The sequence below is a fragment of the Actinoplanes italicus genome, from assembly GCF_003001815.1.
GTDB lineage: Bacteria > Actinomycetota > Actinomycetes > Mycobacteriales > Micromonosporaceae > Actinoplanes > Actinoplanes italicus.
Genome location: NZ_PVMZ01000017.1, coordinates 171894 through 195301 on the forward strand (window position 1 = coordinate 171894; position 23408 = coordinate 195301).

General features: G+C 70.4%; 20 protein-coding genes. 5 read left to right on the forward strand and 15 right to left on the reverse strand.

The genetic code is table 11. The annotated features are described in order from the left end of the window. Positions 1-11 precede the first annotated feature (11 nt). The 8 genes from CLV67_RS52850 to CLV67_RS34415 all read right to left on the reverse strand — a co-directional run bounded on the left by CLV67_RS52850 (position 12) and on the right by CLV67_RS34415 (position 9119). Positions 12-425, reverse strand: coding sequence for an ester cyclase (locus CLV67_RS52850; protein WP_203737122.1), 414 nt, complete (start codon positions 423-425; stop codon positions 12-14). Then, positions 422-829, reverse strand: coding sequence for a nuclear transport factor 2 family protein (locus tag CLV67_RS52855; protein ID WP_203737123.1), 408 nt, complete (start codon positions 827-829; stop codon positions 422-424). The genes CLV67_RS52850 and CLV67_RS52855 overlap by 4 nt, the downstream gene beginning before the upstream one ends. Beyond that, positions 826-2541 carry a thiamine pyrophosphate-binding protein gene (locus CLV67_RS34390; RefSeq protein WP_106325976.1) on the reverse strand — a complete coding sequence of 572 codons (1716 nt, stop codon included), beginning with the start codon at positions 2539-2541 and terminating at the stop codon, positions 826-828. The genes CLV67_RS52855 and CLV67_RS34390 overlap by 4 nt, the downstream gene beginning before the upstream one ends. Then, positions 2538-3137 carry a DJ-1/PfpI family protein gene (locus CLV67_RS34395; protein ID WP_106325978.1) on the reverse strand — a complete coding sequence of 200 codons (600 nt, stop codon included), beginning with the start codon at positions 3135-3137 and terminating at the stop codon, positions 2538-2540. Before CLV67_RS34395 ends, CLV67_RS34390 begins: the two co-directional genes overlap by 4 nt. Next, entirely contained in the window at positions 3134-3994 is an 861-nt protein-coding gene (locus CLV67_RS34400; protein WP_106325980.1) for a type 1 glutamine amidotransferase domain-containing protein, read from the reverse strand. The genes CLV67_RS34395 and CLV67_RS34400 overlap by 4 nt, the downstream gene beginning before the upstream one ends. Then, on the reverse strand, positions 3991-6141 hold the full coding sequence (locus tag CLV67_RS34405; RefSeq protein ID WP_106325982.1) for an AGE family epimerase/isomerase: 2151 nt from the start codon (positions 6139-6141) through the stop codon (positions 3991-3993). The genes CLV67_RS34400 and CLV67_RS34405 overlap by 4 nt, the downstream gene beginning before the upstream one ends. Beyond that, positions 6138-8237 (reverse strand): glycogen debranching protein GlgX, encoded by a 2100-nt coding sequence (glgX, locus tag CLV67_RS34410; RefSeq protein WP_106325984.1) that lies wholly within the window; start codon positions 8235-8237, stop codon positions 6138-6140. The genes CLV67_RS34405 and glgX overlap by 4 nt, the downstream gene beginning before the upstream one ends. A 93-nt stretch (positions 8238-8330) precedes the next feature. Further along, positions 8331-9119, reverse strand: coding sequence for a bestrophin-like domain (locus CLV67_RS34415; RefSeq protein WP_170154103.1), 789 nt, complete (start codon positions 9117-9119; stop codon positions 8331-8333). A gap of 117 nt (positions 9120-9236) precedes the next feature. Between CLV67_RS34415 and CLV67_RS34420 the strand changes: the two genes are divergently transcribed. Next, positions 9237-10397: a serine hydrolase domain-containing protein gene (locus CLV67_RS34420; RefSeq protein ID WP_106325988.1), complete on the forward strand. Its 1161-nt coding sequence runs from the start codon at positions 9237-9239 to the stop codon at positions 10395-10397. Here the strand turns inward: CLV67_RS34420 and CLV67_RS34425 are convergent. Together CLV67_RS34425 and CLV67_RS34430 are read right to left on the reverse strand one after the other, a co-directional pair. Then, positions 10387-11262, reverse strand: a complete 876-nt coding sequence (locus CLV67_RS34425) for a TIGR03620 family F420-dependent LLM class oxidoreductase (protein ID WP_106325990.1) — start codon at positions 11260-11262, stop codon at positions 10387-10389. The genes CLV67_RS34420 and CLV67_RS34425 overlap by 11 nt on opposite strands. Positions 11263-11282: 20 nt before the next feature. Continuing rightward, positions 11283-12344 (reverse strand): NADH:flavin oxidoreductase/NADH oxidase, encoded by a 1062-nt coding sequence (locus CLV67_RS34430; RefSeq protein WP_106325992.1) that lies wholly within the window; start codon positions 12342-12344, stop codon positions 11283-11285. Positions 12345-12439: 95 nt separating this feature from the next. On the opposite strand from CLV67_RS34430, the gene CLV67_RS34435 reads away from it, so the two are divergent. After that, the gene (locus CLV67_RS34435) at positions 12440-12742 is read left to right on the forward strand and encodes an ArsR/SmtB family transcription factor (RefSeq protein WP_106325994.1); all 303 of its coding nucleotides are present in this window, start codon (positions 12440-12442) and stop codon (positions 12740-12742) included. Positions 12743-12837: 95 nt separating this feature from the next. Here CLV67_RS34435 and CLV67_RS34440 read toward each other — a convergent pair whose 3' ends face one another. Both CLV67_RS34440 and CLV67_RS34445 read right to left on the reverse strand, forming a co-directional pair. Next, positions 12838-13344 (reverse strand): DUF305 domain-containing protein, encoded by a 507-nt coding sequence (locus CLV67_RS34440; protein WP_106325996.1) that lies wholly within the window; start codon positions 13342-13344, stop codon positions 12838-12840. Positions 13345-13427: 83 nt separating this feature from the next. Continuing rightward, positions 13428-14921 carry a DUF1996 domain-containing protein gene (locus CLV67_RS34445; protein WP_106325998.1) on the reverse strand — a complete coding sequence of 498 codons (1494 nt, stop codon included), beginning with the start codon at positions 14919-14921 and terminating at the stop codon, positions 13428-13430. Between the two features lie 314 nt (positions 14922-15235). On the opposite strand from CLV67_RS34445, the gene CLV67_RS34450 reads away from it, so the two are divergent. Further along, entirely contained in the window at positions 15236-16201 is a 966-nt protein-coding gene (locus CLV67_RS34450) for a DMT family transporter (protein ID WP_106326000.1), read from the forward strand. 20 nt (positions 16202-16221) lie between these two features. Here the strand turns inward: CLV67_RS34450 and CLV67_RS34455 are convergent, their stop codons facing one another. Beyond that, a complete protein-coding gene (locus CLV67_RS34455) occupies positions 16222-16707 on the reverse strand; it encodes a hypothetical protein (RefSeq protein ID WP_146169399.1) in 486 nt (161 codons plus the stop codon). A gap of 450 nt (positions 16708-17157) precedes the next feature. Further along, the gene (locus CLV67_RS34465) at positions 17158-18189 is read right to left on the reverse strand and encodes a LacI family DNA-binding transcriptional regulator (RefSeq protein WP_106326006.1); all 1032 of its coding nucleotides are present in this window, start codon (positions 18187-18189) and stop codon (positions 17158-17160) included. A 166-nt stretch (positions 18190-18355) separates the two neighbouring features. Between CLV67_RS34465 and CLV67_RS34470 the strand changes: the two genes are divergently transcribed. Then, positions 18356-19747, forward strand: a complete 1392-nt coding sequence (locus CLV67_RS34470; RefSeq protein WP_106326163.1) for a DUF1996 domain-containing protein — start codon at positions 18356-18358, stop codon at positions 19745-19747. A gap of 22 nt (positions 19748-19769) precedes the next feature. On the opposite strand, the gene CLV67_RS34475 is transcribed toward CLV67_RS34470, so the two are convergent. Further along, complete coding sequence (locus tag CLV67_RS34475) at positions 19770-20303, reverse strand: DUF305 domain-containing protein (protein ID WP_170154104.1); 534 nt, start codon at positions 20301-20303, stop codon at positions 19770-19772. A gap of 126 nt (positions 20304-20429) precedes the next feature. Here CLV67_RS34475 and CLV67_RS34480 point away from each other — a divergent pair, with 126 nt between their 5' ends. Next, entirely contained in the window at positions 20430-23396 is a 2967-nt protein-coding gene (locus CLV67_RS34480; protein ID WP_106326010.1) for a discoidin domain-containing protein, read from the forward strand. The last annotated feature ends 12 nt before the right edge of the window (positions 23397-23408 follow it).

The following is a 23408-nucleotide window of genomic DNA, read 5'->3' on the forward strand; positions in this document are numbered from 1 at the left end:
CGTCGGCTCCCTCAACTCGGCAGCGGGACGCCGACCTGGCGCATGAGCCCGGCCGTGTCGGCCTGTACCCAGCGCTCGGCGACCCGTTCGTTCTCGATGCGGTAGACCTCGATGCTGGTCCAGCTGACGTCCCTGCCGGTCGGCGCGACCCCGAAGATCGGGCCGACGTGGCGGCCGGTGAAGGTGATCTGCATGACCACCCGGCCGTCGTCGGCGGGGTACAGGGCGTCCAGTCCGGCCCGGAAGTCGAGCGCCTCCTGCGCCCCCTTGATCAGGCCCTTGAGCGCCTGCAGGTTGTCGACGTCCCAGGCCGGGTTGTGGTCGACGAAGTCCGGTGCGAACAGCGCGTCCATGTCGTCGTAGCGGCGGTCGTTGACGGCGTCGCTGACCTTCCGTACCAGCGTGAGATCGTCCTGGGTGCTCACATCGCGGCCAGTTCGTCGACGCGGTAGAGGCTGATCACCAGGCCGGTCGCAGTGTGGCGCAGCTCCCAGGTCTGCCGGGCCCGCATCTGCAGCCGGGACCCGTCGGAGGTCTGGGTGGCCCGCCAGATGACGACCACGCTCGCCTCGATGTGGTCGCCCTCGTTGGTGGCGGTGATCTCCTCGATGACGTGCGTCTCGTCGGTGTAGGCGAGGCAGACGGTCGCGTACCAGTCGCGGAACTCGGCGACCGAGCGCAGGGTGCGCTCGGGGAAGACCATCACGAGGCCGTCGTCGGCCAGACAGTCCACCAGTTGCTGCTCGGGTGCGTGCACGTCGAGGTAGCCGAACCACAGTGCGGCGAACGCCGACACCGAGTCGGACAGCGTCTCGGACTTCGTTGTCATGAGTCGTCTCCAGGGTCGTCGAGGACGGCCTCCAGCAGGTACGGGCCGTCGTGGTCGAGCATCTTCGCCAGGCTGGCGGGCAGGTCGTTGCCGTGCGCGACGCGGGCCGCCGGCACACCCATGGCAGCGGCGAGGGCCACGTAGTCGACGCGCGGCCCGCGGACGTCGAAGAACGGCGGGAAGGCGCCGCCCGGGTGATCGCCGCGGTCGCGCCGGTAGCGCACCAGGTTGTCCTTCAGCAGCTGGTAGCCGCCGTTGTGGCAGACCACGAACTTCGCGGCGATGCCGTGGTGGGCGGCGGTCCACAGGGCCTGGCAGGTGTACATGCCGCCGCCGTCGCCGGTGAAGCCGACGACCGTACGCTCGGGATGGGCCAGTTTCGCGCCGATCGCGCCGGGGATGCCGACGCCGAGCGTGCCGCCGGGAGTCTGGAAGAAGTGCCCCGGCCTGGTCGGCGGCAGCCACCGGGTCAGTGCCGGCGAGTTGGTCAGCGCCTCGTCGAAGATGACCGCGTCCTCCGGCAGCAGAGCGGCCAGCCCGGCCGCGACGGCTGTCATCTGCAGCGGTTCCCCGCCCGCTCCCACGTCGTCGGCGAGCGCCTTGTCCAGGGCGGACGCGCGGGACGCGGCACGACGGCGGACCCGTTCGGCCGCGGCGTGCCGTTGCGGCTCGGTCATCGCCTCCTCGATCGCGGCGGTCAGGGCCCGCAACGTCAGCCGCGGGTCACCGACCATCCCGGCGGTCACGGGATGGTTCTTGGCTATCGCGTACGGGTCGAGGTCGACGTGCACGACGGCGGTGCCGGGCCGGAACGGGTTTCCCAGGTCCGGGAACACCTCCGGGAACACATAGGTGCCGCAGATCAGCACCGCGTCGGCGTGCGACACGAGTTCGGCGCTGTCGGTGCCGAACATGTGACCGGTGAGGCCGCCCCACAGCGGATGGGTCCACGGCATGACGAGTTCGGAGGCCATCGCGCCGTGGACCACGGCGCCCCAGATCTCGGCGAAGCGGGCCAGCTCCTCGCTGCCGCCGCTCGCCGCGACACCGTCACCGGCCAGGATCACCGGCGTGTGGGCCGAGGCGAGCAGCCGGGCCGCGGCCTGGATCGCCCCCGGCTCCGGGAGGACCCGGGTGTCGGGAACCGCGGTCGGCACGACCTGCTCGTCGGCGAGCTGGTCCAGGACGTCCTGCGGCACGGCCAGGAACACCGGCCCGCGCGGCGGGGTGGCGGCCACCTTCAGCGCCCGCCGGACAAGCCGGAGCAGGCTGTCCGGATGGGTGACGCGGGTGGCGTACTTGGTGACCGGTTTCGCGACGTCGACCAGGTTCACCGACATGTGCGCCTCGAGGGCGTCGTACGCGACCCCGGCCTCCCCGGCCATCACCAGCATCGGCGTCTGCCGGTGCAGGGCGTGGTAGAGGCTGCCGACCGCGTTGCCCAGGCCCACCCCGCTGTGCAGCAGCACCACGGCGGGCCGGCCGGTGGCCTGCGCGTAACCGTCGGCGGTGGACACGACCGCGGCCTCCTGCAGGCCCATCACGTAGTCGATGTCGTCGAACCGGGCCACCTCGTCGAGCAGACCCTCCTCACTGGAGCCGGGGTTGCCGAACAGGTGGCGGACCCCGTCGGCGCGCAGCTGTTCCAGCAGGCGGCGGTGGCCGGTGCGCAACGTGGTCGCGGCGGGTGTGCGGGCGGCGGTCGCGGTCATGAGACACCTGCCGGCACGGCGGCCCGCGCGTGGATCCGCTCGATCACGGTACGGGCGAACAGCCCCGCCTGCGCGCCGGTACGCCCCGTCACCAGGTCGTCGTCGACCACCACATCGGAGTCCACGTACTCGGCGCCCATGTTGAGCGCGTCGCCGTACAGATTGGGATGGCAGGTCAGACGCCGCCCGCGGACCAGTTCCGGCACCCGCGACAGCAGCCACAGCCCGTGGCAGATGATCCCCTTGACGATCCGGGGCTCGGCGAACGCCCGCCGCACGAAGTCGGTGGCCGGCGGCAGTTTGCTCAGGTCCTCGCTGTAGCGCAGCCGGTCACTGACCATGGCGGACGGCACGATGATCGCGGAGTAGGAGCGCAGCGCGTCGTCGTCCATGCCCTCGAACGACTCGGCGCAGACGAACGGCGCCTTGTACTCGTGGCCGGTGAACGTGATCGACTCCTGGCCCCACAACCGGGTGAGGAAGTGCAGCTCGGCGCCCTCCTCCGGGAACCGGTACGAGTAGTACCAGATCTCGTGCTCGTAGAAGTCGCTCTCCACGAGCACCGCGATCCTGTGCCCGGCAAGTGTCCCGCTCACCAGCCGTACCGCCGTAGTCCCTGGCCGAGCACATCGACGAGCGCCCGGCCGCAGCCGACCGACGACTCGGTGGACCGGGCCGTGATGAACGGATGGTCGACGATCACCGACTCGACGTGCCCGACGTTGCCGATGAACTCGCCCTCGGGCCCGACCGCGTCGCGCAGGATGTACTCCAGCGGATAGAACGGCGGCCCGAAGTTGACGTACCCGTCGCCGAAGCCCGAGTTGGAGCCGTCGACGGCGTGCGGCCCCTCGAAGCCGGTGCCGTCGTGGTAGTCGTAGTCGATCGGATGGCCGGTGACCCGTTTGCCGCGGATGATGCTGAGCTTGCGCAGCGGGTCACGGGCGAACGCGAGCGCCGCGACCCCGTAGCAGACCGCCGCGACGGGCCGGTCGAGGCGGACGAACCCGAGGATGAGCTCGTGCAGGCGCTGGTTGTTGGCCAGGTCGACCATGGCGCCGCTGCCGCCGACGATCACGAGCGCGTCGTACGCCGGAAGGTCGTGGGTGACCACCCGCTCGACCTTGCGGTAGTACTCCTCGCTGTCGCGCAGATAGGCCGGCGAACTGGGGTACGGCCGTTCCGGCAGCCACCCGGCGAGGTCGTGCGGCTTGTCGAGCCGGTCGGTGGCGTCCAGGTCCCGGGTCTTGCGGGCCATCTCGGCGCTGGTCACCGCCTTTCCCTGCGGCGGGTCGGCGTAGTCGGTGTTCATGCTGACCGCGAGCGGCGTCGGTCGGGCCCCGGTCGGGGTGACGAACTCGACCTCGTATCCGGCCTGGTCACAGGCTTCCAGCGGGCCGACCAGCTCCTCGCCCCAGTAGCCCCATTCGGAGACGGCGAACAGTACCTTCATCGGGGGCCTCCCGTGGTTGCGAGTTCGTGGACCAGGTCGGTGTCGCGCAGCTGCCCGGCGACCTGGCCGCCGGCGTTGACGAAGTCGACGGTGTAGCCGGAATGCTGGAGGGTCAGCGCGAGGTCCCGTACCGCCGCGCTGTCGAGGTGCTTCAGGTCGGCGGCGTCCAGGGTGATCGTCGTGCAGCCGGCCTGGCGTGCCTCGTCGAGGCGCTCGTGCAGCACCGGCAGGGTGGCCAGGCTCAGCATCCCGGCCAGCGAGATCTCGGCCCGGCCGCCGTCGGTGCCCGTGAGGTCGGCGCTGAACGCCAGGCCGGACGGGGTCAGCCGCACGCGTACGGTCTGCGGCTGGTCGCTCTGCGGCAGGGTGATCGTCATGGCGTCCGGGTCGAAGTCGTGGTGCGGGTGGCCGTTGAGCCACACCTGCAGGATCTGCGTGCGCCCGGCCGGCAGCAGGTCGGGCGCCACCCGGAGGGTCGCGCCGAACGCTCCGGGACGCGGCTGGAACCACAGGTCCATCGGCTGTTCCCGGCGCAGCAGGTTGCCGTAGACGGCGGCCAGGTAACCCAGTTCGGCACTGTGGTACATCGCCATCGCGTGCGAGCCCTTGCTGCGTTCCCCGCCCAGCTCGAACGGCACGCCGCTGGCCAGCACGTTGAAGTAGACGCCGCCGGCGCCGGTGTCGAGCATGCAGGCGTTGTAGAACGAGGCGCCCTCGCGCGCCTGCTTGGCGTACTCGGGCCGGTCCAGGATGCCGTCCAGGATCAGGTACGCCAGGATCCCCTGCTCCTGCTGCCACCAGGCCTTCCGGTCGTGCCACACGACACGGTGGAACTTCTCGCCGGGCGCTTTGACCCGCTCGACCATGTCGTACCAGCCGCCCCGCTGCGGGTCGGCGCCGACGGCCGGCATCAGGTCGGCGATCCTGGTGGCCAGCGCGACGTAGCCGTCCTTGGGCCGCAGGTTGTTCATGCGCATCAGGTTCCAGGCGATCTTCAGGTTGTGCCCGACGATGGCCCGGTTCTGCTGCTGGCCGTACTCCAGGTCCCTGCTCCAGTCGCCGAAGAACTTCTCCTGCACGAACGGGCTGGCGTCGTAGTCGGGGAAGTGCTCGACGACCGTGTCGCAGCAGTCCTCCAGCATGTCGGCGTACTTCTGCTCGCCGGTGGCGAGGAACAGATTGATCAGGTACGCCGGGATGTGGTCGCCGACCGAGTTCCAGTTCTTGCGGTCCGCGTTGGAGTGCCCGCCGGTCTCCAGGGCGGGGCTGCGCGGGTCGAACGTCACCGGATCGATGTGCGAGAAGTAGCCGCCCCGCTCCGGGTCCCGGAAGTACTTCTGGAACAGGTTGATCGTCAGGTCGATGATCTCGCGCAGGCGCGGTGCCCCGGTCACCCGGTACACCTGGGTGAGCCCGGCGATCGCGTAGACCTGCTCGTAGCAGGGGATGGCGTTGTAGTCGTCGCCGAACTCCGACGCCAAGATCTTGCGCTCGCTGCCGTCGGGCAGCACATCGATGGCGTGGTACCAGTAGGCGATCTGCTGGCTGCGGTCCACCGCGCAGAAGTGTTCCATCAGGTAGTCGGCGCCGGCGATCGCGGCGTCCAGATAGGGCTGTCCGCCGCTGAGCATGTATGAGGTGGCCAGGCCGTACACCAGGCGGGAGATGGTGTCGGTCTCCTGCCGCGCCGACTGGGTCTTGGTGCCGAGCATCGACAGGTCGGTGCGGTACCCGCGGTAGTCGTAGGCGGTTGCCGGGCCGCCGAACTCGGCCTGCAGGTAGAAGTCGCCGATCGCGCGGACCTGTCGCTGCCACCAGTCCGGCGACTCGAACCGGTACTCGTCGGCCTCCTTGCCGAACAGCAGCACGTGCTTGGCCTCGAACGCGGTGCCGTTCGCCTCGCCGGGGTAGAAGACGCCGTACACGTGCACGAACCGGCCGGGCTGCAGCAGGCCGCGCATCTGGGCGCTCGCGTCGACGTACGCCTCACCGAGGTTGCGCAGCATCTCCGCGACCGTGGTGGGGGTGAGCTTCGCGGCGAACGGCCGCCCGTCGGAGGTGCGCAGTTCCACGGTGTCGGTGCCCGGATCGAAGCCGGTGACGTACCCGGCGACCAGGTCGGAAAAGGTGAAGTCGATCTCGTTCACGAGGTTTCTCCAGAGAGGGTCCGCAGCAGCACGACGCTGTGCGCGGTGACCAGATAGCCGTCGGTGGTGACGGCCTGTTCGCCGCCGAGTCCGGCGATGTCGTACGGGGAATCGAGGGCCGTGTCGACGACGCGCCCCCAGCGACGCCCCGGGGCGAGCCGGAACTCCAGCGGCTGGTCGTGCATGTTCATCATCAGATGCAGGTCGGGTTCGCCGTCGAGGCCGGCGATGGTGCACCCGAACGCCCGGCCCTGCGGGTCGTTCCAGTCCGGCGCGCCGAGTTCGGTCCCGTGCCAGGCCACGTCGGGCACCCCGCGCTCGTCGGGCAGCCCGGTCCAGAACTCGTCGAGGCGCAGCGCCCGGTGCCGGCGGCGCAGCGCGATCAGCCCGGTCCAGAACCGCAGCAGCCCGGCGTTCTGCGCCGGCAGACTCCAGTCGAACCAGCCGATCGGGTTGTCCTGGCAGTACGCGTTGTTGTTGCCCTGCTGGCTGCGGGCCACCTCGTCGCCCGCGGTGATCATCGGTACGCCGCGGGAGAGCAGCAGCAGGGTGGCGAAGTTCTTCATCTGCCGGGTCCGCAGCGCCTGGATGCCGGGGTCGGTGGTGTCGCCCTCGTGGCCGCAGTTCCAGCTCAGGTTGTCGTCGTTGCCGTCCCGGTTGCCCTCGCCGTTGGCCTCGTTGTGCTTGTGGTCGTAGGCGACCAGGTCGGCCAGGGTGAACCCGTCGTGGCAGGTGACGAAGTTGACGCCGTTGGACGGCCGGTGCGAGCGGGCCTGGTAGAGGCCGGCACTGCCGCCGAGGCACCCGGCGACCTCGCCGAGCAGCCCCGGATCGCCGCGGACGAACCGGCGCACGGTGTCACGGAAGCGCCCGTTCCACTCGGCCCAGCGGTATCCGGGGTAGTTGCCGACCTCGTACGCCCCGGCCGCGTCCCACGCCTCCGCGATGATCTTCGTGGTGGCGAGGGTGTCGGAGAGCTCGATCTGCCAGACCACCGGCGGCTCGTCGAGGATCGCCCCGCCCGGCCCGCGGGTCAGCACCGCCGCCTCGTCGAACCGGAAACCGTCGACGTGCATCTCCCGGACCCAGTACTCCAGGCACTCGACGATCATCTTGGTCACGATCGGGTGGTTGGTCATCAGCGTGTTGCCGCAGCCCGAGTAGTCGTCGTAGTACCGCTTGTCGGCCTGGTGCAGGTAGTAGTAGTTGGGGTTGTCCAGGCCGGCCCAGCTGAACAGCGGCCCGAGCTGGTTGCCCTCGTCGGTGTGGTTGAAGACCACGTCGAGGATCACCTCGATCCCGGCCGCGTGCAGCGCCTTGACCATGTCCCGGAACTCGGTCACGTGCGCGCCCGACGCCGGCTCCACGCAGTAGCCGGAGTGCGGCGCGAAGAACCCGGCGGTGCTGTAGCCCCAGAAGTTGTTCGTGGTGTGGTCGAAGTCGAAGACCGGCATCAGTTCCACGGCGGTGACACCGAGCGAGGTCAGGTACGGGACCTTCTCCGCCACGGCGGCGAACGTGCCGGGCCGGGCGACGCCCGCACCGGGGGAGCGGGTGAATCCACCGACGTGCATCTCATAGATGACCAGTTCGGACATCGGCCGGTTCAGCGGCTGGTCGCCCGCCCAGTCGTACCCGCGCTCGTCGCCGACCGCGCAGCGCAGCGAGGTGGCGAGGTTGTCACCGGGCCGGCATGCGGCGCCCCGGTCCCAGCGGCCACGATCAAGCCCGCGGGCGTACGGGTCGGTGAGCACTTTCGTGGAGTCGAAGCGCCGGCCCTGGCCGCGCGCCTCGTCTCCCTCGGGGCCGAAGACCCGCAGGGCGTAGAAGGCCGGCGCCCGCAGGCCGCGCAGGTAGACGTGCCAGACAGCGAAGCTGCGGTTGCGGTCCGGGTCGAGGGTGACGGTCTGCACCGGCTCGGCGTCACCGGCGTTCTCGAAGATCAGTAGTTCCACTCCGGTGGCGTGTTCGGAGAAGAAGGCGAAGTTCACGCCGTCGTCGTCCGGGGTGGCCCCGAGTGGATGGTTGCGGCCCGGTTCGGACCGATGACGGGTCTCGCCGACGGCATCCGGACGACGGAGCTGACTTACACTCATGGCCGTGTCCTTGCAGGTCAGAGGGGTGGTCGTGGCAAGCCTAGGCAGTGTCGTGAATAGTTTTCATGTTTCGAGGTAACCGCTCCGGGCTCGTCAGCCCCGCTGCTCCAGGTGGGCCACCACGTCCTGGTAGCTCTCGGGCTCGATCCGGACACCACCCAGGAACGGATAGTTCAGCTCGGCGGCCAGGAACACGTTGACCCCGATGGTCGCGGCCACCCCGGCGACCAGGACCCGGCGCAGCATGCCGTCCCCGATGCCGCACGTCAGGCAGAGCGACAGCACGACCAGGGACCCGGTCAGCACGGAGATCCACACGACGTTCGGCAGCTGCTGTTCGTGTGCCAGGCGGACCGCCTCGGCCCGCAACTCGGTCGCGTGGGTCAGCCGCCGCACGGCGTCGTAGACGAACGCCTCCTGCGCCTCGGTCGCCGGGACGATCCGGCCGATCGTGTCGCCCAGCGCCTCCAGGTCCGCGCCGACCGCCGGAATCTTCTCGCCACCGATCCGGACGTCCCAGTTCGCCAGAACGTCCCGGTTGTACTCCAGCACCCCGGCGCCGATCGCGGCCCGCACGTCCGGAGCGCAGACCCGGGCACCCTCGGCCAGCGCCGCCAGGTTCATCGCCTCCGCCTCGGTGGAGGCCCGGGCGTCGATGCGTTTCTCCCAGAGAGTCACCACGCACATGCCGATCGCCACCGAGTACACGACAGCCGCGGAGGAGAGCATGATCCCGATGGCGTCGTTGTGCGACCCGCTGCGCCAGTGCGGCAGCCGCCGGTGCACCAGCGACTCGAGCAACAGCATCAGCGCCGGCAGCCCGGCCACCAGAACGATCAGCGAGACCCACTCGGGTACGTCCGCCGCAAGCCACTTCCCCATCGCGCTGCATCCCATCCCCGCCGGATTCTCCCCAGGCATTGTTGCCGTGGGACCGCAGGCCGGACGCCTTTTCGCGATTGTCGCCGCAGCCGCCGCGGGGCCGCTGACAATGGACAGATGCGACGTGCTCTGCTGTCCATGTTGATCGTCGCCGCGCTGGCGGCGCCCGCGGTTCCGGCGGCGGGGACACCCGCTACGGGATGCGCCGCCACCGCACGACCGGACGGGACCGCCGCGAGGATCGTGGACCTCACCGCTGCGGCCAGACGCGAACTCGGCCTCAGCGCGGCGATCGTGCGGGTCTCCGCGGACGGGCGGGAGATCGTCACCACCGCCGTCGGGGAGTCGATGGCCGGCGTTCCGGCGACCACCGACATGCGGTTCCGCACCGGTGCCGTCGGCATCACCTACCTGGCCACCATACTGCTGCAGCTCGCCGAGGAGGGTGCCGTCACACTCGACGACCCCATCGCCCGCTGGTTCCCCGAACTGCCGCGCGCCGGCAAGGTCACGCTGCGCATGCTCGGCAACAGCAGCTCGGGATACCCCGACTACGTGACCCATCAGCCGTTCATCGACCGGCTCTACGCCGATCCGTTCCGGTCATGGAGCGAGCAGGAACTCATCGACCTGGCCCTCACCCGGCCGCTGTGGTACGAGCCCGGCACCAACTGGAGCTACTCGCACGCCAACTTCGTCATCCTCGGCCGGATCCTCGCGCGCGTCACCGGCACACCGCTCGCCGAGATGATCCGCACCCGGATCGTGCACCCGCTGGGCCTCACCACCACGGTCAGTGAGGACGGTGCCGTCATCCCGGGGCCGGTCCTGCACTCCTACACCACCGAGCGCGACCGGTTCGAGGACTCCACCTACTGGAACCCGTCCTGGACGACCGCCTCCGGCGCCATCCTCACCTCGGACATCTGTGACCTGGAGATCTCGGCGCGGGCCGTCGGCACCGGCCGGCTGCTCTCCGAGCGGGGCCTGCGCGAGATGCTCGACCCGGGCACGGTCGGCCTCGGCGGGCCGACCAAGACGTGCCCGGCGTCGATCTGCGTGCACCACACCGCCGAACGGCATTACGGGCTCGGCGTCAACGTCCGGGACGGCTGGATCGAGCAGAGTCCGTCGTTCGCCGGCTACTCCGCGGTCCAGACCTACCTGCCCGGGCGGGACATCGCGATCGCGGTCGCCACCACCCGGGGCCGTACCACTACCGAGGTGAACTCCGCCCGGACCATCACCGACCGGATCGCCGCCCTGCTCACGGCTTGACCAGCCCGAGCACTTCAGCAAGCCGCCGCCATTCCGCGCGTGGCAGCCCGGCCGGGCCGCCGTCCTTCGTCAGCACCTGGATCGCCACGTGGTCGGCCCCGGCGCCGAGGTGCGCGTCGATCCCGGCACGGATCGCCTCGTCGTCGCCCCAGACCACTGCCGAGTCGATGAACCGGTCACTGCCGCCGCCGGTCAGATCCGCCTCGTCCAGTCCGTACCGCGCCAGCTGCCTGGTGTAGTTGGGCAGCGACAGGTAGAGATCGAGCGCGAGCCGCCCGGCACGGCGAGCCGCCACGGCGTCGTCACCGAGGAAGATCTTCTGCTCCGGTACGAGCAATGGCCCGGCCCCGAGAATGCCGCGTGCCTCCGCGGTGTGCGCCGGCGGCATCAGGTACGGCAGCGCGCCCGCGGTCAGCTCACCGGCCGCCGCCAGCGTCTTCGGCCCGAGCGCCGCGATCATCCGCTCATCCTTCGGCACCGTGGCCAGCGGGCCGGTGAGCAGCTCGCGCAGCCGGCTCAGCGGCCGGGTGTAGGCCTGCCCGCGCGACTCGGCGGTCGGCGCGTGCCCTGATCCGACGCCCAGGTAGAACCGGTCCGGGAAGCGCTCGCGGATCCGCTCGTGCGAGGCGGCGAGCCGGTCGCCGTCACTGGTCCAGATGTCGACGATGCTGGTGCCGAGCACGAGCCGGTCGGTGGCTTCGAGGATCGCCTCTGCCGCGGCCAGGTCGTCGCGCGGGCTGCCACCCTGCCAGAACGCCGTGAAGCCTAGGTCCTCGATCTCCCGGGCCGCCTCGGCGATCGCGCCCGCGTCACGGGGCCAGATCCGCCAGGGTGCCCACAGCCCGTACCGTCCGATGTCCCGCATGCAGTCGTTCCTTCCGTGGGTCAGAGCGCGTAGTCGTACTGTTCCAGGAATCGCGGATCCGCGCCGAGCAAGACGGCGGCGTGGTTGGCCCACGACGGGTCGCGCAGCAGGGCCCGGCCGATGAAGGTGGCGTCGGCCTGGCCGGTGGCCAGCAGCTCCTCGGCCCACTCCGGCTCGGTGATGCGGCCGACCGCGCCGACGGCGACCTTGGCCTCGGCGCGCAGCCGGGCGGCCAGGGCGGTCTGGTAGTCGCGGTCGGCGGGCACCGACGCGGGCTCGACACCGCCGGACGACGCGTCGATGAGGTCGACGCCGTGGTCGTGGGCGAGACCGGCCAGCCGGATCGAGTCGTCGACGCTCCAGCCGTGCTCGAGCCAGTCGGTGGTGGAGATCCGCAGGAAGACCGGCAGGTTCTCGGGCCAGACCGACCGGACCGCGTCGATCACCTCGAGGACGAGACGAGCGCGGTTCTCCAGGCTGCCGCCGTACTCGTCGCCGCGGAGATTCGACACCGGCGACAGGAAGGAGTTGATCAGGTAACCGTGCGCGCCGTGGATCTCGGCGACCTGGAATCCGGCGGCCAGCGCGCGCCGTGCGCCGGCCGCGAACGACGCGACCAGCTCGGCGATCTCCCCGCGGCTCAGAGCGGACGGCTCCCGGTAGCCGGGGAACGCGTTGGCGCCCGGTCCGACGGCCGGCCAGGCCAGTGACTCGGTGACCGGCCCGCCACCCTTCCACGGGCGCTCGGTCGCGGCCTTGCGGCCGGCGTGCGCGAGCTGGATCGCAGGGACCGCGCCACCGGCGGTGATCGCCTCGGCGATACGGCGGAACGCCGGGATCTGCTCGTCGGACCACAGGCCCAGGCACCACGGCGTGATCCGGCCGTCGGCCCGGACCGCGGTGGCCTCGGTCATCACGAGCCCGGCGCCGCCGGCGGCGCGGGCAGCGTAGTGGCCGAGGTGGAAATCGGTGGGTACCCCGGCCCGCCCGGGGTCGGCCGAATAGGTGCACATGGGCGACATCCAGACCCGGTTCGGGATCCGCAGGCCCCGCAACTCGATCGGCTCGAACAGGACTGCCACACGTGCTCCTTAGTTCGTCGGTCATCGTAGTACGAGGTTCTTCGTACAAGCGCCGACGTTAGTACGATGTTCGTCGTACTACAAGGAGAGTGAGCATGCGGACACTGGAGCACCCACGCACGGAGGATCTGCAACTCGACGCGGTGCTGTCCGCCCTCGCCGACCCGATCCGCCGCACGATCGTCCGGCAGCTCGCCGACGGGCACGCCGACCAGGCCTGCATCGCGTTCGCGCTGCCGGTCGGCAAGTCCACCTCGACGCACCACTTCCGCGTCCTGCGGGAGGCCGGTGTCATCGAGCAGCGCTACCAGGGCACCGCGATTCTCAACACCCTGCGCGCCGCCGACCTGGAGGCCCGCTTCCCCGGCCTGCTGACCGCAGTCCTCGCCGCCACGTGACGAGGCCGGCCGGCCCCGTGCGTTCGCCGGCCGGTGCATGAATGAGGCCGGCCGGCCCCCACGTCTTCGCAGCGACGATGAGGACCGGCCGGGAATCAGGCGGAGCGGGCTGCCAGCATTTCCGCGGCCAGCGCGCGGGTCCGCGGATCGGTGCCGTTCTCCTGCTCACCACGGGCGAGGGTGATCGCCTGCGCGACCACCTCGTCGAGCTTCGCGATGGCGGCGGCGTCGAAGCCGGGGCCGGACAGCTTCGTCATGGCCGCCAGTTCGGTGTCGATGACCATGCCCGGCATCGGCATGCCCATGTGCGGGTTCTCGGCGGGCAGGCCGGCCAGCTCGTGCAGGGCACGCAGCTCCGGCAGCTCCGCCTCGGTGAACACGCGGACGCGTGCGGCGAGGTCCCGTGCCGCCGCGCCGTCCGCGTGTCCGGGCACCGCGTCGAGCAGGGGAAGGACCTGCTCGTTCATGGCGAGGGTGATCTCGATCCAGGCCCGGTCGGTGCCACCGAACGTGGTCGCGGGTGCCGGTGCGGGCCGGGGCGCCGCCGGCCCGCCGCAGCCGGTGAGCAGGAGCACCGTGGTGAGAACGGTGATCAGTCGCACGGTGGTTCCTCCTTCAGGGCGCGGGCGGGCCGGCGGCGGGGTTCTCGCTGCTCCGTACGAGCAGCGAGACCGGGGTGGAGCGTTCAGCCGAAGGACGGCGTGGTGCCGCACTTGGCGTCGGCGTTGATGCAGACCTTGACGAGCGCCGCCAGCTTGGCCGGGTCCCAGGCGTTCATGAAGTCGCCGTGGATCGACGACGCCATGCCTGACGACAGGGCCAGGCCGTCACCGCCGAGCGAGTCGTAGCCGAGCATCATCGAGATGTTCGGGATCGCCACCGGGTACTTGCCGGAGCAGACGCCGTTGACCGACGGGCCCATGTGCGACTTGTGGTCCGGTGAGTCGATGTGCTTGCCGTCCCAGCAGTCCTGGTAGGTCAGCTGGTAGATCAGGTTGCCGCCGGCCGCGCACTTCGGCCAGTTGCCGTCGGCGCTGCGGCCGATCTCGGCACTGCCCGCGCACCAGAACTGCCCGCTCGCGCCCTTCGGCGTCGCCACCTGGCGCTTGGCGTCACCCTGCACCATCACGAGGCCCGGCGGGAACGGCTTGACGGTCGCCGGATCCTTGATCTTCGCGCCGTAGTAGGCCCGGAAGTTCTTCATCTTCACGGGCTTGCCGTTCAGCAGCAGCGTCGGCGCCCAGTACGCGCTGTTGTCACCGGCCGCGTCGCACGTCGTCGACTGGGTGCGCAGCTGCTCGGGCGTGGTGTTCGCGTTCACCTTCGGACCGAAGAACGTGTGCAGGTGCGAGGCGCCGGCCAGCTTCGGCAGCACGATCGGGTCGTCCGGGGCCTCGTTGGCCACGGTGCAGTTGGTGTGGAACTCGGGAACCCGCACGATCCCGGCCGGCACCGTCTTGGGCTGGACCGCCTTGTGCAGGGCGAGCGTCTCCTGCCAGGCCGCCTCGTCGACCGGGACCCAGCCACCCGGCGTCGCCGACGGGTTCGAGGGCGTGGCGCTGGTGGGCGTGGGCGTGGCCGGCTTGGTGGCGGCCGGGGTGGTGGCGGTCGGGGCCGCGGACGTCGGCTTGGTCGCGGGCGTGGCGGCCCCCACGTTCAGCCAGTTGATGTTGACGAAGTCCGAGCGGGACGAGCTCTTCATGACCAGGACCAGCGTCTGCGGCCCGGACGGCACCTTCGAGGCGGTCGCGGTGACCGTCGTCCACTTCTGCCAGCCGCCGGTCGCCTTCACCGGGAAGGTGGTCAGCAGCGTACCGGTCCGGCTGCCGAGACGCGCCTCGATCGAGCCGCCGGCGCCGTTCTGCCCGGCGATCCGGGCGGTCAGCGTCGAACCGGCGATGGTGACGTTGCGGTACTCGAGCCAGTCACCGTTCGCCAGCCAGCCGACGTTCTTGCCGCCGCCGGTGTCCGAGGTGTTCTCCGTCTGGGCGCCGGACTGCGCGGCGTACGCCTCGGCCTGCAGCGTGCCCGGGGCCGCCACCTCCTGGGCGCCGGCGGTGGCGATGTAGATGCCGCTGGCGCCGAGCGTCGCGACGACGGCGGTGCCCAGGACCACCCGTGTGGTGCGGCGGCGCCGACGCGGATCCGCCGGGGCGACGTGCTGGGATTCCTTACCCATATCGATCCTCAACAAAATGGCGGGGAAAGGGTGCGGGAGGAATTATGCAGAGCTCTCACCGACGTTTCAATATGTCAAGGAAGAATTCATAAGCCCAGCTCAGGGCACTCCTGGTAGCCGTGTCGCGGGCATTCGATAACAGTTTTTCGCGCGGGCTTCCTTAAGTTCTTATTAAGTCTGTACGGCAGTGCGGCACATCACTTCGAGAAGTTGTGATCGCGTCCGGATTAAAGTGATCTGACGGAGAGGGGCCGCCTGCCGCCCGTCCGGCGCTCGGCGAGCCGGATCGGACCGGGTGTCATATCGTGGTATCGATGGATACCCGCCCTTCGGAGGACCGGGTCGCTCGCCGGACGTGGGCGGGCGGTCTGACCGCGGGCATCGGCGCCGGTCTGCTGTGGGGCCTGGCCTTCCTGCTGCCCGAGCTGCTGCACGGCTGGTCGGCGGTCACCGTGACGGCCGGCCGCTATCTCGTCTACGGGCTGCTGGCCCTCACGATGCTGGCGCTGAGCGGGCCCGCGCTGCGTGGTCACGCCCGTCGGCACTGGCGGCCCGCGCTCCAGTTCGCGATCACCGGCAACGTGGGCTACTACCTGTTGCTCGTCCTCGCGGTGCAGGCGGTGGGCGCGCCGGTCACCGGCATCATCATCGGCTGCATCCCGGTGACCCTCGCGGTCGCCGGGAACGTGCTCGACCGCGTCTACCCCTGGCGCCGTCTGGTCGTACCGATCGCGCTGGTCCTGTCCGGGCTGCTGCTCGTCAACGTCCTGGAGATGAGCGGCGCCTCACCGGCCGCGAACACCCCGGTCGCGGTCAAGGCGTTCGGCGTGCTGAGCGCGCTCGGCGCGGTGCTGCTGTGGACCTGGTACGGCATCGCCAACGCCCGCTTCCTGGACCGCAACCCGGATGTGCCGCACGGCGGTTGGTCCACGATCGTCGGCCTCGGAACCGGCCTGGTGGCCCTCGCGGCCCTGCCGGTGGCGGCGGTGGCCGGCCAGCTGGGCGACGGCGCCGGGAACCGGGGCGACCTCGGTGAACTCCTGCTCACCTCGGTGATCCTGGGTGTCGCGGTCTCCTGGGCCGGCACCGCACTGTGGAACCTCGCGTCCGCGCGTCTGCCCTCCACGGCCGCCGGCATGCTGATCAACGTCGAGACGATGTCCGGCTTCGCCTACGTCTACGCGGCCCGGGCCGAGTGGCCCCCGGCCGGCCAGCTCGCCGGGTTCGCCGCCGTCCTGGCCGGGGTGGCCCTGGTCCTCAGGCTCAGGGCCACCCGGTGACCGCCGCGTACGTCCACGGCTCAACGGTCGACGGGAACCCGGGCACCAGTCTTGACGATCTGGACGCGGCCCCGCCGGGCGAAGCCGCGTGCGGCGGGCCGGGCGCCGGCGGCACGGGGAACCATCCCGTCCTCGGCGCCGCCGCCGGGCTTGGTGCGGTTGACGGTGCGGCGCAGACTCGGATGCCGGGTCTCCCAGGCCTCACGCACCCGTGACGGCAGGTGCAGGTCCCGCCACACCCGGCGCAGCATCATCGGGTTGATCAGGTCCTCGACCTCGCCGCATCCGGCGGCCTCGCAGAGCACCTGCTCGTAGGCGTGCCGCAGCTGGATCGGGTCCTCCAGGTCGTACCGGCGGCGGCTGGCGTGACCGCACGCCATGTGATGGGGCACCTCAAGGGTTCCGAGGCTGCTTCCGTGCAGGTCGTCGATCCGGTCAGGGACAGCGGGGGCCCGGCTTGCGGCACTGCGGTTCTTGCGGCCGTCACGGGCGGCGACGTACGACATGCCCTTCAGGCTAGGCGCGCCGGAGGCCGTGTCCCCCGATCTCCCGGCGACCGGTGACGCGGGTCCGCCGGAGTGCCGGATGGGACGAAAGTGCGCCCACCCCGCCCCTGCCGCCCTACCGCCCCACCCCGCCCCCGCCGCCCTACCGCCCCGCGCCGGCCCCCTGCCGCCCTACCGCCCCGCCCCGCCCCGCGGCGTCGCCGATCTTGTGTGTTTGTGGCGGTCATGGCGGCGGAAGTTCACAAGTTCTGCTGAAGGGTTGCGCCTGGCGGCCGCTCTGCGCCGAACTCCGCCCGATCTGCGGCGATCTTGAGTGTTTGTGGCTGCTATGGCGGTGGAAGTTCACAAGATCTGGTGAGGGGCGTTGCCGGGCCCCGCGCGGCGGGCGCCGCGGGTCGATCCCGGGTGTTCGTGGCTGCTGCCGGGGCGGAACGTTGCCGGATCTGCCTGTCAGGCGGTGCGGCGCTCGACGAGCTTGGGCTCGTAGATCACCGAGGTCACCCGGGACTCCGGGTCGTCGATGCGGTTCAGCAGCAGCCGCGCCGCCTCGGCCGCCATGTCCTCGAGCGGATGCCGCACCGTGGTGAGCGCCGGATGGGCGGCCAGCGCCGCGCTGCTGTCGTCGAACCCGACGACCGCCACGTCGTCGGGAACCCGGCGTCCGGCGTCGCGCAGCACCAGCAGGGCGCCCAGCGCCATCAGGTCGTTGGCGGCGAACACGGCATCCAGGCCGGGATGGGCGGTCAGCAGGGCCCGCATCGCCCGCTCGCCGCTCTCCTGGGTGAAGTTGCCGGTCTCCACCGGCACCCAGGCGTGCCCGTGCCGGGCCATCGCGCGGCGGAAGCCGGACAGGCGGTCGACGCTGGCGGGTACGTCGGCCGGGCCGGAGATGACGCCGGGCTGCCGGCAGTCGCGGGCGGCGAGCCGCTCGGCGGCCAGAGCGGCGCCGGCCTCGTTGTCGAGGTCGACGTAGCTGATCGGCACCGGCTCGGCGGGGCGGCCGATCAGCACCGCCGGGATCCGGGCCTCGGCCAGTTCGGCGGGCAGCGGGTCGCGGGCCGGCAGGGAGAGGATCACGGCGCCGTCGGCCTGTCCGTTGCGCAGGTCGCCGATGAGGCGGCGGTGCCCGTCGGCGCCGACCATCTGCAGGGCCAGCTGAACGCCGACGGGCCGCAGTACGCTCATCAGCCCGCCGACGACCCTGCCGAAATACGGGTCGGAGAAGAACCGGCTCATGAACGGGTCGTCGTCGTGGGTCTCGGAGTCGGAGACGACCAGGGCCACGGTGCCGCTGCGGCGGGTGACCAGCGAGCGCGCGACCCGGTTGGGCACGTAACCGGTCTGGTCGACGGCGGTCCAGACCTGCTCGTGCAGCTGCGGGTCGACGTTGCGGATGCCGTTGATGACGCGGGACACGGTGGCGCGGGAGACGCCCGCGACCCGGGCCACGTCCTCGAGTGTGGGCAGCCGCTGGCTCTGCATGCCCGCAGTTATAGCACGGGGAGAGCGATTTCCGAGGGCCCCCTCCGACAGGGCGGGAGACCGGTTCCGGAACCGGAGAATCATTGACGTACGTGGTATCGGGGCACACGATGGGAAAACGCTCTCCAAGCGTGTTCCCCCGTCCTCGCACATCTTGGAGATCACCGTGCGAAAACGCATCCTGGCGCCAGTGAGCGCCGCCCTGCTGACCGCGGCACTGTTCGTGGCAGCGGGAAACCAGTCCGCCCATGCCGCCGACACCCTGCTCTCGCAGGGCAAACCCGCTCTCGCCTCGTCCCTGGAGAACGGCGAGTCCCCGGCCATCGCGGCCTTCGACGGCCGTGCCGACACACGCTGGGGCAGCCAGTGGGCCGATCCACAGTGGCTGCGCGTCGACCTCGGCGCCACCGCCACGATCAGTCAGGTAGTGCTGCAGTGGGAGGCCGCGTACGCGAAGGCCTTCCAGATCCAGACGTCGCCCGACGGCAACAACTGGAGCTCGATCTACAGCACCACGACGGCCACCGGCGGAACCCAGACGCTGAACGTCAGCGGCAGTGGGCGCTACGTGCGGATGTACGGCACGCAGCGGGGCACCACCTACGGTTACTCGCTGTTCGAGTTCAAGGTGTACGGCACGTCGACGGCCACCCCGCCGCCCACCGACGGTCCCGGGTACGTCTACGCCAATCCGCCGGTCACCGGCGTGGTGCCGTCCACCGCGATCCCGCCGACCACGAACCCGCCGGTCACGCACCGGGAGTTCCAGGCCAACTGCTCGGTGAGCAGGTCCAACCTGAACGACGACCCGATCGTGTTCCCGAACCTGCCGGGTGCCTCGCACTCGCACACGTTCATGGGCAACCGGACCACGAACGCGAACTCGACGCTCGCGTCGCTGCAGGCCGGCGGCACCTCGTGCGTCACGCCCGGTGACAAGACCGGCTACTGGATGCCGACGCTGCTCAACGGCGACCAGGCGGTCCAGCCGGACGGCCCGCAGGTCATCTACTACAAGAGCGGCGTGATCGACTACCGCAGCGTGCGGCCGTTCCCGCCGGGCCTGCGGTACGTGGTCGGCAGCCCGACCGCCACGCAGGACGAGTTCCGCAACGCCCCCGGCACGGTCGAGGGCTACGAGTGCGGCAACAGCGCGTTCAACTGGGACATCCCGGCGAACTGCCCGGCCGGCACCCAGCTGAACGTCCGCTACCAGGCGCCGAGCTGCTGGAACGGCATCCACCTGGACTCGCCCGACCACAAGAGCCACATGGCGTACCCGGTCAACGGGGTCTGCCCGACCTCGCACCCGGTGGCCGTCCCGATGATCGAGTTCAAGATGGCGTGGCCGGTCAGCGGCAACATGGCCAACGTCAGGTTCTCCAGTGGACGAGGGTTCTCGTTCCACTATGACGTCTACAACGTCTGGGAGCCGCCGATCCTCGCCGCCCTGGTGCGGCACTGCATCAACGGCGGCCTGCAGTGCAACCCGCGTGGCTTCGACCTGTACAAGCCGGAGCGCGGCGCCGCACTCAACGAGAATTACCAGCTGCCCTGATAACAGTTTTTAACTGAGATTTTCACAGCTCGGAAAGAGCGGCCTGCCGGGCCTGGGAAATGCGTGTGGCGAGTGCGACCGTACGCGGTTCCAGCCCGGCGGTCCGCTCGCTCTCGGCGAGCATCCGGCCCTGTTCGAGGTGGGCGCGCAGGTGCTCCCGCAGCTTCGCGTCGAACTCCTTCCCGTGCAGCGCGGCGGCCGCGGAGACGTGTGAGGGCATCACCATTCCGGGCATGGGCATGCCCTTGTGCGGGTTCTCAGCGGGCAGCCCGGCTTCGGTGTGCAGCTGCCTCAGCTCGGCCAGTTCCGTCTCGGTAAATGCTCTGACCTGCATAGACACCTCATGCAGCGCGGAGTTGGACTGGACCAGGTCGAGCAGCGGCAATAGCTCCTCGTTCATCGCGAGGTTGATCTCGATCCACGAGCGGTCGGTGCCGCCGAACGCGGACGCCGCTGTGGAGATCACCGGAGCGGGGCTCGGCGGCACGGTCGGTGGAGCGCCGGCACATCCGGCCAGCGCCACCGTCAGGGAACTCGCGACAAAGAACCTGTACACCCGGGCAGTCTCCGATTCCGGAACCGGTGATGTCAACGTTTTGTATTGACGCCCGGCAACCTGGACGAAACAATCGGCTCGCTTGGAGAGCGCTATCCCATCCTCATTCAGAGCATTGGTGTGATCATGCATAGACGGCTGCTCCTACTCGTTGCGCTCGTCGCCGCGACGCTCGGCCTGCCACCGGCCGCGGCCGGCGCCGCCGACCCGCCGGTGTCGCAGGGCAAGCCGGCCACCGCCTCGTCGCAGGAGGTGTCCGGGCCCGGCTACAGCCCGGCCAACGCCTTCGACGGCAACCCGGGCACCCGCTGGTCGAGCGCGTTCACCGACCCGCAGTGGATCCAGGTCGACCTCGGATCGTCGATCGCGATCAGCCAGATCGTCCTCACGTGGGAGGGCGCCTACGGCAGGGCGTACGACCTCCAGATCTCGTCCGACGGCAATGCCTGGACCAACCTGAAGTCGGTGACCGGCGGCACCGGCGGCACCGAGACCCACAACGTCTCCGGCACCGGCCGCTACGTGCGGCTCAACGGAACCCAGCGCGGCACCGGCTACGGCTACTCGCTGTGGGAGTTCCAGGTGTTCGGCGGAGGCGGCACGGGGCCGGTCGACCCGGGCAACTTCACCCCCGTCTGGACCGACACCTTCGACGGCCCGGCCGGCACCAGCCCGAGCGCGTCGAACTGGTTGCTCAGGACCGGCACGCAGTACCCGGGCGGCGCCGCGAACTGGGGCACCGGCTCGGTCGAGACCGCCAGCAACAGCACCGCCAACGTGTCGCTCGACGGCGCCGGCAAGCTCAACATCCGGGCGATCCGCGACGGCGCCGGCAACTGGACCTCGGGCCGGATCGAGACCCAGCGCACCGACTTCAACCCGCAGCGCGGGGAGCAGCTCAAGTTCACCGCCGTGCTCAAGCAGCCGGACGTGGCGAACGGCCTCGGCTACTGGCCGGGCTTCCGGGCGACCGGCGCCGCGTACCGCGGGAACTTCAACAACTGGCCCGGCGTCGGCGAGACCGACATCATGACCAGCGTCAACGGCCGTGAGGAGATGTCGCAGACGCTGCACTGCGGCACCGCTCCCGGCGGGGTCTGCAACGAGTACGACGGCCGGTCCTCGGGCCTGGCCACCTGCACCGGCTGCAAGAGCGGCTACCACGAGTACACCCAGATCATCGACCGCACGAAGACCGACGAGGAGATCCGCTTCTACCTCGACGGACGGCAGACCTGGGTGGTACGCCAGTCGCAGGTCGGCGTGGCCGCGTGGGAGGCGGCCGTGCACCACGGCTTCTACCTGCGCCTCGACCTGTCCGTCGGCGGCTCGCTGCCGAACGCCATCGCCGGAGTCACCACGCCGACCGCCGCCACCACGTCGGGCGGCACCCTGAGCGTCGACTCGGTGACCGTGTCCAAGGCGACCGGCGCGACCGCCCCGGCGATGACCGACCCGCCGATCCCGGCCGGGCCGAGCGTCGTCAAGGTCACCGGTTCGCAGGGCAACTGGCAGCTGACCGTCAACGGTGCTCCGTGGCAGGTCAAGGGCATGACGTACGGCCCGCCGCAGGGCGCTGCCGACGGCTACATGCGCGACCTGAAGAACATGGGCGTCAACACGATCCGCATCTGGGGACCGGACGCCGCCACGCCGTCGCTGCTGGACACCGCGTCCCGGCACGGCATCAAGGTGATCGTCGGGCTGTGGCTCAACCACGGCGCCGACTACGTCGGCGACACGGCGTACAAGACCGCGGTGAAGGCCGAGATCGTCGCCAAGGTCAACGAGCTCAAGGGCCGCTCCGGCGTGCTGCTCTGGGACGTCGGCAACGAGGTCATCCTGGAGATGCAGAACTACGGGCTGGCCGCCGACGTGGTCGAGGCCCGGCGGGTGGCGTACGCCAAGTTCGTCAACGAGGTCGCCGAGGCCATCCACGCGGCCGACCCGAACCACCCGGTCACCTCGACCGACGCGTACACCCACGCCTGGACCTACTACCGCCCGCACTCGCCCGCTCTCGACCTGCTGGCGGTCAACTCCTACGGCGCCATCGACACGGTCAAGCGGGACTGGATCGCCGGCGGTTACACGAAGCCGTACATCCTCACCGAGGGTGGCCCGGCGGGGGAGTGGGAGGTGCCGGGCGACGTCAACGGGGTGCCGACCGAGCCCACCGACCTGCAGAAGAAGGCCGGGTACACGTACAGCTGGAACGCGATCAAGGGGCACCCGGGCGTGGCGCTCGGCGCGACCGAGTTCCACTACGGACTCGAGAACGACTTCGGTGGCGTGTGGCTGAACACCACGACCGGCGGGTGGCGGCGGCTCGGCTACCACGCGATGCGGGAGGCCTACACCGGGCAGGTCGCGGCGAACACCCCGCCGGAGATCACCGCCATGACGGTCGGCAACCAGACGTCGGTCCCGGCGGGTGGCACGTTCACGGTCAGCACCACGGCGACCGACCCGCAGGGTGACCTGATCCGCTACCACATCATGGCCAGCGACAAGCACATCACGGCCAACCGGGGGCTGCGTCACCTCGACTTCACCCATAACGGCAACGGCAATTTCACCGTACGGGCACCCGACGCGCTCGGCGTCTGGAAGGTCTACGTCTACGCGTACGACGGTCACGGCAACGTGGGAATCGAGCAACGCTCGTTCAAGGTCGTCCCGCCGCCCGCACCGGGCACCGACCTGTCACGGGGCAGGCCGGCCACCGCGTCGAGCTACCAGCCGACCGGCACGAACGGGCCGCAGCTGCCGTCGTACGCGTTCGACGGCGACTACGGCACCCGCTGGGCCAGCGAATGGGTCGACACCGCCTGGCTGCAGGTGGACCTCGGCTCGGTGCAGTCGTTCAACCGGGTCCGCCTCGCATGGGAGGCCGCCTACGCGAAGGGCTACACCGTGCAGGCGTCCGACGACGGCAACAACTGGCGGACCGTCAACACCACGACGGCGGGTGACGGCGGGTTCGACGACCTGACCGTCTCCGGGTCGGGCCGGTACGTCCGGGTGAACGCCACGAGCCGCGCGACGGCGTGGGGTTACTCGCTCTGGGAGTTCGGCGTCTACCGGGCCTGAGGTTCCGGAACT

Coding starts and splice junctions, on each gene's coding strand:
- CLV67_RS52855 (WP_203737123.1), bottom strand. CDS start 829: ATGACAACGAAGTCCGAGACGCTGTCCGACTCGGTGTCGGCGTTCGCC.
- CLV67_RS34465 (WP_106326006.1), bottom strand. CDS start 18,189: ATGCAGAGCCAGCGGCTGCCCACACTCGAGGACGTGGCCCGGGTCGCG.
- CLV67_RS34425 (WP_106325990.1), bottom strand. CDS start 11,262: ATGCGGGACATCGGACGGTACGGGCTGTGGGCACCCTGGCGGATCTGG.
- glgX (WP_106325984.1), bottom strand. CDS start 8,237: ATGAGTGTAAGTCAGCTCCGTCGTCCGGATGCCGTCGGCGAGACCCGT.
- CLV67_RS34415 (WP_170154103.1), bottom strand. CDS start 9,119: ATGGGGAAGTGGCTTGCGGCGGACGTACCCGAGTGGGTCTCGCTGATC.
- CLV67_RS34455 (WP_146169399.1), bottom strand. CDS start 16,707: ATGTCGTACGTCGCCGCCCGTGACGGCCGCAAGAACCGCAGTGCCGCA.
- CLV67_RS34390 (WP_106325976.1), bottom strand. CDS start 2,541: ATGACCGCGACCGCCGCCCGCACACCCGCCGCGACCACGTTGCGCACC.
- CLV67_RS34450 (WP_106326000.1), top strand. CDS start 15,236: ATGGATACCCGCCCTTCGGAGGACCGGGTCGCTCGCCGGACGTGGGCG.
- CLV67_RS34400 (WP_106325980.1), bottom strand. CDS start 3,994: ATGAAGGTACTGTTCGCCGTCTCCGAATGGGGCTACTGGGGCGAGGAG.
- CLV67_RS34480 (WP_106326010.1), top strand. CDS start 20,430: ATGCATAGACGGCTGCTCCTACTCGTTGCGCTCGTCGCCGCGACGCTC.
- CLV67_RS34420 (WP_106325988.1), top strand. CDS start 9,237: ATGCGACGTGCTCTGCTGTCCATGTTGATCGTCGCCGCGCTGGCGGCG.
- CLV67_RS34435 (WP_106325994.1), top strand. CDS start 12,440: ATGCGGACACTGGAGCACCCACGCACGGAGGATCTGCAACTCGACGCG.
- CLV67_RS34445 (WP_106325998.1), bottom strand. CDS start 14,921: ATGGGTAAGGAATCCCAGCACGTCGCCCCGGCGGATCCGCGTCGGCGC.